Source organism: Paenibacillus sp. A14 (assembly GCF_036864815.1).
In the GTDB taxonomy this organism is placed as follows: Bacteria; Bacillota; Bacilli; order Paenibacillales; family Paenibacillaceae; genus Fontibacillus; species Fontibacillus sanfengchensis.
Genome location: NZ_JBAGJD010000007.1, coordinates 1 through 12416, shown reverse-complemented (window position 1 = coordinate 12416; position 12416 = coordinate 1). Strand labels below are relative to the sequence as shown.

Below are 12416 nucleotides of genomic sequence, written 5' to 3'. Positions count from 1 at the left end.
GATTAATTCACCTCATCGGGTTGTTTGATTTCGTGATACAGGGTGCTGACGAGCTGGAGCAGGTCCTCCCGCTGCATCCCCCGGCAGATGGCTTCGGCAACGATGGGCCGCAGTGCGCTTTGCTGCTTCTCCGCAAATTCAGGCGTGACGGGGGGCATGCCTTCCGGATGAATGACGACGCCGCGCTGACGGTGAACCTGGATATAGCCGTCCTGTTTGAGCAGCGTATAGGCTTTGTTGACGGTATGGAGATTGATCCCGATATCGGAGGCCAGATTCCGAACGGACGGCAGCGGTTCTCCCGGCTGCAGTTGCCCGCTGGCGATTCCCTCGATAATCCGGTTTACCAATTGAGTATAAATGGGGATCTCCGATTGTAAATCAAGCTCAATGATCAAGAGAATCCTCCTTCCTTCGTTGTTATAACTGTTATACAAATAATATAACAGATAGATGAGCAATAGTAAAGAGAGATGGTTGAAAAAATGAAAAGGATAATTTATTATTGTTAACGTATAAACAATATTGTTGATTTAACCGGAATTCACTTTTTATATGGTGTATTTATAAGTAAATCAAATTATTACATTGATACGAAAGGGGATGCCTGTGGAATCGACCCTTAGCATTAAATCACAACTCCACGAAGGTTATTTAAAGTTTCTTCACCAACATGAGCGCTTCTCGGAAACGGAAATCGTCGATTTCCAAAAGCTTTGCCAGTTGGAAAATATCGAGTCATTTGCTCTGAACATCACCGCCGTTCATGTCCTGGATTGCATTGGCCGCCATGAACCGATAAACAGCACGGCGATTTCGGAGAAGATGGAGTTGTCCAAGGCAAGCATCACCAAAATAACCGGCAAACTGCTGGAAGAGAGGTTGGTGACGCGAACCCAACTGAAGGACAACAAAAAAGAGGCTTATTTTCGGCTGACTCCGGCCGGGAAGGAGATCTATCGCCTGCACTTGCGGCTGCATGAAGAGGAGAAGGCGCGTTTTTTCCGATTCCTGGACCAGTATACCGAGGGGGAACTGAGAACCATACAGCGCTTCTTACTGGATTACAGTATGGAATTGGGTCAAAGAATGGCGGAGGGAGCGAACCCATGACGGAGGAGAAGAAGCATTCCGTTCCGGCAGGCATTGCCCGATTTGTTCGGGAACGGAGAAGCATCCGTAAGTTTAACAGCGAACCAGTATCCGGAGAATTGATCCTGGAACTGCTGGAGACAGCGGCGAGGTGGAATCCGTTGGGAATCCCGGTTTCCTGGCGCTGCCAGCTCGCCGATAATCCGGCTTCCAACATGCGTCTCGCCGACGCTATGTTGGAGCAAGCGACGGGAACCGGGTGGGGGAAACTGCTCCCCGCCCGTTTGAAGGAAGGCATGAAAAAGCGGTTCGTCTCGATTCCGGCCCATTTGGTGGTGATATTTAAAGTCGATCCCGCAGACAAACTCGGCAGTGAACGCAATTACGCCGCGGTTTGCGGAATCATGCAGACCTTCCAGCTGTTAGGTTGGGAGAAGCGGTTGGGCATGCTTTGGGATACGGAGCCGATAATCCAAAATGAGACTTTCTTTCGCAGGATCGGCCTCGGGGAAGACGAGCGGGTGGCGGGGATCCTGCATATCGGATATTTCGATAAACCCCCGAAAGCACGGCCTCGTACACCTGCCGAACAAAAATGGACCATATATGAAGGATAAATACTGCACGCTCTATAGAGGGCGAAAGGAGGGACGGGATGGAACGGTATCCGTCGCCGGTAACACAACATTTGTATAAAGATGGAGAGGTCTCCAGTGAACGGGTGCTGGAGTTGCTGAATGACGCGGTCTGGGCTCCCAATGACGGGCTTCGGGAGCCTTGGAGATTTATCTATGCGGACCGTGAGCAGGGCAGACTGAATCGGGGATTGCAGAATCCGGCTTTCGCGTATCTTCTTGTGGTCATGAAGGAGGATGCGGATCCGCATAAACGGAAGGAAGACTTTGCCGCAGTGTGTTGTCTGGTGCAAAATTTTGTTTTGCTTGCCGCAGAGAAGGGGCTCGGCGTCAAATGGACCATGCACGAATGGTTTTACGACGCGGAGTTAAACCGGGGTTTCGGCGTGGGGGAGAAAGAGCGCCTCGCCGCTGTCCTGGAACTGGGATACGCCGACCCTGAGTTGGGGAAAGCTTTCGTTACCGGGGACCCGCCGGCATTAAGAGTAGACAGAATATAGATTTTTCCGTCAAAAAAGACTGCCCCCCATCAACGCTGATGGAGGAGCAGTCTTTATAGTCCCAGATAATCCCCGCTATTTGCCCGCTTTGTATTTGCCCAGGAATTCCTTGACTTTCGCCGGATCGGCGGTCACTTCGTTTCCGGTTTTCACGAGCGGACTGACGGTCGAAACGGCCTTGATTTTATTGCCGTTGTAAAAGGCCAGAATTTCGTCCTGATTAATGGAGTACAGCACCGCTTTTCTCAAGTCCTCGTTTTTGGCAACCTCCCGGTTCCCCGTATTAAAGAGCAAATAGGTGACGCCATTGCTTTCTATCGTTTGCAGCTTGAGCTTGCTGTCGCCTTTGACCAAATCATATTTGGTTTCCGGCACACCGTAGTAGAGATGGATTTCGCTGCTCCGCAACGCGGACAAAGCACTGTCGGCATCCGCGATAAAGCGGACTTTCACCGTCGAAATTTTCGGTTCGTATTCGCTTCCCTTGCGGTATCCCGGGTTTTTGTAAAATACGCCTTCATAATCGTTCTTGGAAGACAGGATGTAGGGGCCGCTCGCGTACAGCGTGTTGTTGTACTGGCTGCCTTCTGTGACCGTATTCTGATCCCCGTAAGGAATATCCTTATTTATGTCAAACGTTGCCACATCATACGTGTTGATGCTTTCCACTTGTTTCTTCGACACGATCCCCGCGGACTGGTGAGCCAGATAGTTCAGCACCTGTGGGAACGGCTCGGTGGTGGTTAATTTGACTACCTGATATTTCCCGGCCTTGTTGTCGGCTTCCCGTTTGTCCGTGACGAGCTGTTTGATTTTCGTCCCCAGCCCCGCTTCCAGCGCTTCTTTGACGGTCCCGCCGCCCGCGGCCGGCTTGGTGCTTTCCAAAGCCGCCAGATCCGTGACAGGCTCCACGGTTTTAATATGTTCATGCAAGCTGTACGTGCGGTGATCCGGAACGGAATTTTTGTCCTTGGCCCGGTTGAGGGAGAAGATCACATCGTCCGCCCCCACGCGTTCGCCGGTGTCGACGGCTTTTTTGTTGTTGATTTTGGCGAAATTGATATCGTCCCGCAGCAGGAAATAGTACTCGGAATTCCCCTCGGCGATGCTGTAGTTATGGGACAGCGATCCGTCGGAGGTGATCTTGTCGTCATCGGTCAGATTGATTAACCGGACATACATGTTGGTGTTTAACTGGTTAATCGAACCGTCGTTCCCCTTGATCGGGTCGAGGGATGTCAAGACCGAAGCCGATTGGGTCAGGATGAGGGGCTCCTTATCCCGTTTGGACGTATCGTTAAAATCAATGCTCTCCCAAGCCAATGCCCGGGATTTGGACAATCTGACGGTATCGGGATTCAAGATGTCCTTGTTCACGGCCTGGCTTTTCAAAGAAATATAGAGTGGAGCGATATAGGCTTTGTCGAAAACGAGGCGCTGCTCCAGCTGTTTATAGGTTTCTTTAAACTGCTCCGGCGTTTCCGTGGCGGCCTTGTCGATGAGCTGATCGATTTCGGGATCGGATAAAATGCTGTAGTCTCCCCCAGTTTTGAACAGGGACCTGACCGCATAGTCGGGATTCCCGGTCACCGTCGTCCAGCTGGAATGGGCGATATCGTAATTTCCGGCGTCCTGCTGAGCCTTATAACTGCCGTAGTCCGGCTGAATGTTGAGTTTGACGTTAAACCCGTTCTTGCTTAACTGATCCCGGATGATATTCAGATCCGATTCATTGGAGCTCATGCCCAACAGCTCGATGTCAATGGGGGAAGGATCGGTCACCGTCTCCGTTTCGGCGTCTTTCGGTTTGTCCGCGACCTCGGACTTGGTTTGGACCGAGCACCCGCCGGCGATCAGGGCGACGGCCATCAATAAGGTTAATATCACATTTTTTTTCATAGGTTGGTTCCTCCTCACACTTCTATATAATATGAACTATTGATTTGCATGTAAGGCAGCCGTGTGAAATGTTCTTCCGATCGCTGTTGCTCCCAGATTTCTTAATTAAATTTATTAAGGTAGAAATCCAGTCACAAAGGCGAGCGCTACGCTTCTCCAGAATCGTTTCACACTCTTGCCGATTGCTAATTCTTTAGTTCAACTTATATGAATTTATATATGAATTCATTTTTCATGGGGAAAAATGAAAAGCATCCGGACGGATCAAGCTAAATCAAGCGGTCGATAACCCGGCTTTAGCCAAGTTTCGGATCCAGAGCGTCCCTGAGGCCGTCTCCGAAAAAGTTGAATGCCAGAACCAGGCCGATGATCGCCAGCCCGGGATAAACCGCCAGGTAGGAGTGGGACTCCAGATAGGTGCTGCCGAGCTTCAGGATGTGGCCCCATTCCGGAATATGCGGTTCAACGCCCAGCCCCAGAAAGCTGAGACTGCTGGTCGAAATGACGGCGGTGCCGATGGTCAGGGTCGCCTTAACGATCATGGGGGCCAGGGAGTTGGGAACGATATGCTTAAAAATGATCACCCGGTCACCGGTGCCCAAGGCCCTTGCCGCTTCGACATATTCCAAGGTGGATACGATCATGACGTTGGCGCGCATCGTTCTTGCATAGGTCGGAATCGAGCCGATGCTCAGCGCCAGGATCAGGTTGACCGTATTGGCGCCAAAAGCGGCGATAATCGCAATGGCCAGCAGGATGCCGGGAATAGCGTACAGCACATCCAGACAGCGCATGATGATATTGTCCGTATGCCGCCCGTAATACCCGGAAACGGCTCCTAAAATCCCGCCAACCACGACGGGAATGGCGGTGGAAATCAGGCCGACGATCAAGGAGATTCTCGCCCCGAATACGATCCGGGAGAAGAGGCACCGGCCGAAATTGTCCGTCCCGAGCGGGTAGGCCAAGCTCGGATGCTGCAGAATCGCGGCGTAATTGTTCTCCGTCGCCATCGCATAGTCAAAAGTAAAATAACTGCAAACCGACAAGGAGAACAAAAAGACGATAAAGAACATCCCGAGCATCGCGGTAGAATTGGCGGTGAGCTTTTCCCGGATTTCCTCCCATTTGCCCCGGGAGAATCTTCCCGCGCCGCGGACTCGGCTCAGGAGTTGGACCCCGAGCAGCAGAGCGAACAAATTGCCCGTCAGGGAGCTGAGGATAAGCAGGACGGCGGGCCATACAAGCCATCGAGGCGCTTGCTCGCCGCCGGCGTACTTGGCGACAATCAGCAGGCTAGCCAAGTGAATCAGCGACACCGCAACCAAACCGAACATGGCGGGAAGGAAGGTGTCAGAAACGTAGGGCTTAAACAGGTTCAGAGCGGAAATCGCGATCACGAAGACACCGGTCAAAAAGGAATAGACGGCCAGCGTGTACTCCGTGCTTTTGCGCACCTTCACCAAATGAAAGGCTGCTACGGCGGTAAACAAATTCCCCGAAAACAGGCTGAATAGCTGAATGAATCCGAGCACTCTCGTCAATCGCTGCAGGCTCCCCCGCCGCAGCAGATCTCTGCGAACACCTAAAATGATGACGGCCTGCAGCAAAGTGAAGAAAAAGTAGGTCAGGAATAGGATAAATCCCGGAGATTTAAGGCTCCGGTTAGAGAAATCAAAGCTGTTTACCAGCAAAATCACCGTCAAGATCAAGGACGCAATGCCGGAGAAGACCGCATCCCTGTAATCCGCAGAAGATTTCAAGCTTGTTTTGGTCATGGTTTCACCTGCTTTACTGTTGTTTCATCTTGGTTCGGATCCGCGGATCGGTAAAGGCGTACAAAATATCGACGATGACATTGACCAGTGAAATTGTAATGGCTGTATAGATAACGCCGCCCAAGATACTGGGGATGTCGGGAATGAACTGTTTATCCACGATATAGCTGCCGATCCCGCTGATATTGAACACTTTTTCCGTCACGGCCGAGCCGCCCAGCATCCCGCCAAACTGCAAGCCGATGACGGTGACGACGGGGATGACGGCATTGCGCGCCGCGTGTTTTAACAGAACTTGCCGCCTGCCGAGTCCCTTCGCCTTGGCGGTAAGGATATAGTCCTCGTGAATGACCTCGAGCATGGAGGAGCGGGTCATTCGGGCGACAGCGGCGGTAAGCCCCGTTCCAAGCACAATCGTCGGCATGATGTATGACAGCGCGTTTTGCGGATTGAAGGTGGCCGGGAGCCAATCGAGCTTGATCGAAAAATTCAAGATAAAAATGAGCCCCTGCCAGAAATTCGGAATGGACAAGCCGATCAACGCGATAAACATGAAGGAATAATCCCAGAAAGAGTTTCGTTTGGCCGCCGCCAGGATCCCGGCCGGTACGGCGATCAACACGGCGAAGACCAGCGATATGAGTGTCAGCGTCAGCGTAACGGGAAACTTGCGTGCGATGGTTGCCGTGACCTGCTCGTTGCCCGAGAACGATTTGCCGAGATCGAAGGTAACGATGCCTTTCAAGGTGTTCCAAAGTTGGGCAAGGTACGGTTGATCCAGGCCGTATATCTGGTTAAAGTGCCGAATTTGCTCGTCCGTGGCCGTTTCTCCGAGAATATTCGCGGCGGGGTCCATGGGCGAAAGGTGAAGCAGCGTGAACACGAGCACCGAAACCCCCAGGATGACGAACAGACTCATCACCAACCGGTCAAATACGAATTTAAGATAAGGCTGACTGTGCAAAAAGATCCAAATGTACATCAGAATTCCGGGGATAAACGTCAGCACCAGAAATAGCGGGTCACCCAGCAGACTTTGAAAAGTTTGAAAATAATTCACTCGTGTCAGGTTTTTCCGCGCAAGTCTGACTTCGGTTTCTTCCCGGACCTGCTGGAGAAACAGCTCTAGGGAAATTTTCTCGGCTTCCCGTTCCGTTCGATCCCGGCTGACCGTTCGTCCGAAGAAATGATGTTTCCGTTCCAATTGGCCGACGGCTTCCATTTTCAGTTTTGCTTTGAGACCCGAAGCAAGCAGTTCGGTTTCGACCTCTTTCCGCAGCAAGTTATAGGGATCGCTTCGCCTGCGGTATAGGAATAAGCCGAGCACAAAAAGAGCAACCGGAGCGCCCAGCACAAGCAGCAGATACTTGGACGCGGGGGTCAAGAGCATTTTTTCGAAGGTTGTGCCGATCCGGCGTGATAACCTGGGATTTTTTTGAATATGCATTTGGGGATCTTTCGCGATTTCCACGGCTCGCAAGCCTCCTTGTCTGTCAAAAATTGCATTATTCCGATCGATATAGTATATATTATTTTAGGGTGTTTTTTATGTCAATTACTAAATTTGTTTCAAAATTTTAGAATTGTAGAATTGGCAGGTGTGACAATGGAACCGTTATTGCAAGTTCGCAGTTTATCCGTATCCTTCTTAAACCGGCATCAAGAGACGCAGGCTGTCCGGGGTGTCAGTTTTGAAGTGGGGAAGGGAGAAACGCTGGGAATCGTGGGGGAATCGGGAAGCGGAAAGAGCGTGACCGCCCGCGCCATTATGCGTTTGTTATCTTCCGCAAACTCGGAAATCAAAGAGGGCCGGATCCTGTTTATGGGCAAAGATTTGGCCGGCTACTCGGAAAAAGAGATGGAAAGCATCCGGGGACGGGAGATGGGCATGATTTTTCAGGACCCGATGTCTTCGCTAAACCCGACGATGAAAATCGGAGAACAGATTTCCGAGAGTCTGATGAAACACCGAAATCTATCGGCAAAGGAAGCCAAAGGGCAGGCGCTCGAAATGCTGAATTGGGTGGGAATCCGGGACAGCGAAACAAGATATGATCAATATCCCCATGAATTCTCCGGAGGCATGCGCCAGCGCGTTATGATTGCGATCGCGTTGGCCTGCCGCCCGGCTTTGCTGATCGCGGATGAACCGACCACCGCCCTCGATGTGACAATCCAAGCGCAAATCCTCGACCTGATGAAGAGTATGCAGCGGCGTTTGGGGACCTCGATTCTTCTGATTACCCATGATTTCGGGGTGGTTGCCGGGATGTGCGATCGCATCGTGGTCATGAAGGATGGGGAAGTGGTCGAGACGGGAACAACGGAGCAAATTTTTGCGCATCCGTCCCATCCGTACACCCGGAAGCTGCTGCATGCTTTGCCTCGCCTGCATGAGCCGAAGAAGGCGAAGGCTGCGCCTCTTCGCCGGGAAACCGCTGATTCCGACTTACCGCTGATCGAGGTGAAATCGCTAAGGCAACACTTCGATCTGGGACGCGGCAGAGTGCTGAAGGCGGTCGACGATATCAGCTTTTCGATCCGCGAGGGGGAAACCTTGGGCGTAGTCGGCGAATCGGGGAGCGGCAAATCCACGACCGGGCGCGCGATCCTCCGTCTTCACCAGCCGACCGGCGGGGAGATTCTATATCGCGGCATGTCGGTAAATCGGATGACGCGGGCGGAGATGAAGACGCTGCGCCGTCATATGCAGATCATCTTTCAAGACCCGTACGCCTCCTTGAATCCCCGGCTTAAAGTTCTGGATATTATCGGGGAAGCGCTGGACGTACATAAGCTGACCGGGAGCCGGGGAGAACGGAGAAAACGGGTGGAGGAGCTTCTGGATCAGGTCGGCCTGGATCCTTCCAGCGCGGAACGGTATCCCCACGAATTCTCCGGGGGCCAGCGCCAAAGGATTGGAATCGCTCGGGCGCTGGCCGTGGATCCCAAGTTTATCGTCTGCGACGAACCTCTCTCCGCGCTCGACGTGTCGATCCAGTCGCAAATCGTACAGCTGCTGGAGGAGCTTCAGCAGCGGCTTGGGCTCACGTATTTGTTCATCGCGCACGATCTGTCCATGGTCAAGCATATCAGCGACCGCGTTGCCGTGATGTACCGGGGCAGAATCGTGGAACTGGCGGAGAGCGGGGAGCTGTACTCCAATCCGCTGCATGCCTATACGAAGTCGCTGCTTTCGGCGATTCCGCTTCCCGATCCCAAATCCGAGGCTCAAAAAAGGAGGGACCCGCTGCGGGAGTTTTCGGGAGAAGACCTCTACAATGTGGAGCGTGCCCGATTGCGAGAGATCGTTCCCGGACATTGGGTGGCCATTGCGGAGCCTGGAGCATGAGGGAGCGTTTTATAGTTTAAAGCAAAGCGTAACGCGTCCCGACGAAAATATTCTAAGGGAAATAATAGCCGCTATTCCCGCACAAAAGGCCAATTTCAAGATCTAACGGAAATAGCAGCCGCTATTTAAGCGGTTATCGACCATTTTGATGGAGATGGAGGGAAATAGGCGCTAATACGTCCGTTAGATTTCGGAAAGAGCGTTTTTTGCCGATATAGCGGCTATGGCGTCCGTTAGATTCCTGGTTTCATGGCTCGTTTAGAAACTTTCCCCAGGTTAAAGCCGTCTATATGAAGTAGGCTGTAAAAAATTCACAAGGGAAAGTAAGGGATGAGAGTCAATGCAAAAAAAACTGTTTTTAAAATGTTTGCTACTGTTTGGGCTGGTCCTGTCTTCGGCCGCCAGCTTATTTACGGTTTCCGCTTCCGCGGCGTCCGATGAAGGATGGCAGATTGAGCCGGTCTTTACCGATAAACAAACGGGACGGGACTACTATAACGCAAGAACCTGGAGAAACGGTCCGATGGAAGGCCGGGTGCTGTTTGTTGATAAGGAAGGAAGCTGGCACGCTTTGCCTGAAAAGTACGGGGATATTTTTCCCGATGAGCAATCCGGCAAGTTTTATTTGGGACAAAATCAGGTGCAAAAGGGTTTGATAACTACTGTGTATGACCCTTCTACCGATCGGGTGACCGGTCAGCGTTTATACGAATCTTCCCCGGACGGCAAGTTCGGTATTTCTTTGGAGAAGTCCTACCTCAGCAGCCAGCTAAGAAATAACTACACGCTTTATATCAAAAATATGAAAACCGGAGAATCGCGAAAATGGCATGAAACTTGGAAGTCCATGTGGCACCAATGGCTTCCGGATAACCGATTGTTGGTGCAGTGGTACAGTGAATCGGAGAAGCAAAGCGAAATCGTGATCCTCAATCCGGCCAAGAACAAGGTGGAGCGGATCGCCTTGGCCAAGCTGGAGGATTACGACGCCAAAGGAAACCGGCTGCTTATTTCCTATAACGAGCCTATGCGGAAATCCTATGTATTGAATTTGGCCAACCGACGCGTACACAAGGCAGGGCAAGCGGAAATCGAATCGTTTTACAAGAATACGGAACCTCTTCCTGTGATGAAGACGGTCGTCCCGCCAAAACGTGAACCGAATATCGATCCCGCAGAGATTCCGGCTATTGAGGTACAAGAAGAAACGGTTTATGAAGCGAGCATAACGGTTAATGGCCGCGCCATTTCGCTCCCTTACGCTTACACCGACGTGAATAATGACACCTGGCTTCCGTTGACTCCGCTAGCGGAGGCTTTGGGGGGGAAGGTAGAGAAGGAGAAGTCCGGATTTCAACTTGCTGTCGATGGGAAAAAATATACGCTTAACGAAAGCAACAGTGAGGTCGTATTCGACCGACTTCATGTAAGCATTAAAGGGCTGCGCCAGTTCGGATTGTCGGTGGAGCAATTCCGGTGGATTACGCCTAAACGTTAAAAGACAGCCTAACGTCCGTGAGGAGCCCTCTATCATGTCGAAGAATTCCATGCTGATGGAGGTCTCTTCTCTCTGGGACATAGAATGGTCGTGTAAGGTCACGGGGGAGAAGCTCTCATTGCGTGGAATTGGATGGAATGACTGAGCAGAGCGGAGTCAATCCTCTGAGCGTGCCGGCCCGCTGGACTCAGAGGATCGGCTTGCTAACTGCGACCGTCTTTTAACTGTCGAGCCTTCTAACGGACGCAGTAAACGCTATTTAATGAAAAGTGGCGGTTTGGAAATTCTAACGGTCGTAGGAGCCGCTATTTCCGTAAAGTCATCCATAATTTACCAAATAGTTGCAAATAAGGTCGCTCACTTCCGTTAGAACTCAGAAAAGGCGATTTCCCGCAAAATAGCGGCTATGGTAGCCGTTAGATTTTTCTGGGGGGATATCTTGAGCGGGCGGGGGGATGCCGTATTAGTATGACATCCTGCCATTTACATAAGCTCTTCAAAGTAAAAGAAAGAGGCTGTCCCAAAAGTCATCATAGATGACTGAGGGGCAACCTCTTTTAGTTTGTCAAACAAAAAGAAACCACTCTTTGGTAAAATGGAAGTACCACCAACCATTACCCAAAAGGAGAGGTTTCTTTTGTACATTCAATATACCATGGATCAACTCTGTTTACCAATGGATTTAGAAGAGGATATCCCCGAAAATCATCTCGTTCGCGTGGTTAACGCCGCCGTAAATCGTCTCGACGACGCTATCTTCGACCCGTCTTACCCTGGAGGCGGACGAGACAGCTACCATCCTAAAATGCTCACCAAAGTTATCATTTACGCCTACACACAGCGCATCTATTCCTCTCGCCAGATCGCCAAAGCTGTCCGCGAAAACATCATGTTTATGTGGATCGCGGGTCGTCAGCGCCCAGACTTCCGTACCATCAACCGATTTCGATCAGAACGAATGAAAAGCACACTGGAGACTGTGTTTACTGCCGTTCTTCAGTTTCTGGCAGAGGAGAACTACATACAGTTGGAGCATTATTTTGTAGACGGCACTAAGATTGAAGCGAATGCCAACCGATATACCTTTGTTTGGGGGAAGGCTATGGTGAAGCATAAAGCCAAGCTTCAGGAGAAAGTCCAGACCCTATTTGAAGCCATTGAGGAAGCGGAGAAGCAAGAAGAAGGAATTCACGAAGGTCGGGATCTTCTCGAGCTGGGTGAGTCCTCTACTATGACCAGTGAGAAGCTGGAGCAAGCAGTCAAGCAATTGGAAGAGCGCCTGCGGGAGAAACCGAAAGACAAGCCGCTCAAGAAGGCGGTGCGCACCCTCCGTAAGGACTTGCTTCCGCGTCTTCAAAAGTACGAAACACAACAAGCAATTTTAGGTACTAGAAACAGCTACAGCAAAACGGACCCTGACGCTACATTTATGCGAATGAAAGAAGACCACATGCGAAATGGTCAACTCAAGCCGGGATACAATGTGCAGATCGGCACCGAAAATCAATTTATTGTCGGTTACAGTTTACACCAGCGCCCGACCGATACGCGCTGCCTCATCCCGCATCTTGAAAAGTTAAAATCGCAGTTAGGAAAGCTCCCGGGCACCGTCATCGCCGATGCGGGCTATGGTGGTGAAGAGAATTATGACTACCTGGAGCA

The 12416-nt window shown here is 51.2% G+C and carries 10 protein-coding genes; 6 read left to right on the top strand and 4 right to left on the bottom strand.

Annotated elements, in window-relative coordinates; all coding sequences use genetic code 11:
* Window positions 1–2: 2 nt before the first annotated feature.
* Window positions 3–398 carry a GntR family transcriptional regulator gene (locus V4U88_RS18235; RefSeq protein ID WP_334074684.1) on the bottom strand — a complete coding sequence of 132 codons (396 nt, stop codon included), beginning with the start codon at window positions 396–398 and terminating at the stop codon, window positions 3–5.
* Between the two features lie 211 nt (window positions 399–609).
* Here V4U88_RS18235 and V4U88_RS18230 point away from each other — a divergent pair, with 211 nt between their 5' ends.
* The 3 genes from V4U88_RS18230 to V4U88_RS18220 are packed head-to-tail and all read left to right on the top strand — an operon-like array spanning window position 610 to window position 2227.
* A complete protein-coding gene (locus V4U88_RS18230; protein ID WP_334074683.1) occupies window positions 610–1113 on the top strand; it encodes a MarR family transcriptional regulator in 504 nt (167 codons plus the stop codon).
* On the top strand, window positions 1110–1709 hold the full coding sequence (locus tag V4U88_RS18225) for a nitroreductase family protein (RefSeq protein ID WP_334074682.1): 600 nt from the start codon (window positions 1110–1112) through the stop codon (window positions 1707–1709). The genes V4U88_RS18230 and V4U88_RS18225 overlap by 4 nt, the downstream gene beginning before the upstream one ends.
* A 38-nt stretch (window positions 1710–1747) precedes the next feature.
* Window positions 1748–2227, top strand: a complete 480-nt coding sequence (locus V4U88_RS18220; RefSeq protein WP_334074681.1) for a nitroreductase family protein — start codon at window positions 1748–1750, stop codon at window positions 2225–2227.
* 75 nt (window positions 2228–2302) lie between these two features.
* Here V4U88_RS18220 and V4U88_RS18215 read toward each other — a convergent pair whose 3' ends face one another.
* The 3 genes from V4U88_RS18215 to V4U88_RS18205 form a co-directional block, all read right to left on the bottom strand.
* On the bottom strand, window positions 2303–4126 hold the full coding sequence (locus V4U88_RS18215) for an ABC transporter substrate-binding protein (RefSeq protein ID WP_334074680.1): 1824 nt from the start codon (window positions 4124–4126) through the stop codon (window positions 2303–2305).
* 296 nt (window positions 4127–4422) lie between these two features.
* Window positions 4423–5904, bottom strand: a complete 1482-nt coding sequence (locus V4U88_RS18210) for an ABC transporter permease (RefSeq protein ID WP_334074679.1) — start codon at window positions 5902–5904, stop codon at window positions 4423–4425.
* A gap of 13 nt (window positions 5905–5917) precedes the next feature.
* Window positions 5918–7351, bottom strand: coding sequence for an ABC transporter permease (locus tag V4U88_RS18205; RefSeq protein ID WP_334074919.1), 1434 nt, complete (start codon window positions 7349–7351; stop codon window positions 5918–5920).
* Between the two features lie 159 nt (window positions 7352–7510).
* Between V4U88_RS18205 and V4U88_RS18200 the strand changes: the two genes are divergently transcribed.
* From V4U88_RS18200 to V4U88_RS18190, 3 genes are all read left to right on the top strand, one after another.
* Entirely contained in the window at window positions 7511–9256 is a 1746-nt protein-coding gene (locus V4U88_RS18200; RefSeq protein WP_334074678.1) for an ABC transporter ATP-binding protein, read from the top strand.
* A gap of 340 nt (window positions 9257–9596) precedes the next feature.
* A complete protein-coding gene (locus tag V4U88_RS18195; protein ID WP_334074677.1) occupies window positions 9597–10754 on the top strand; it encodes a hypothetical protein in 1158 nt (385 codons plus the stop codon).
* 637 nt (window positions 10755–11391) lie between these two features.
* On the top strand, window positions 11392–12416 hold a 1025-nt coding region (locus V4U88_RS18190; RefSeq protein WP_334074676.1), incomplete at its 3' end, for an IS1182 family transposase.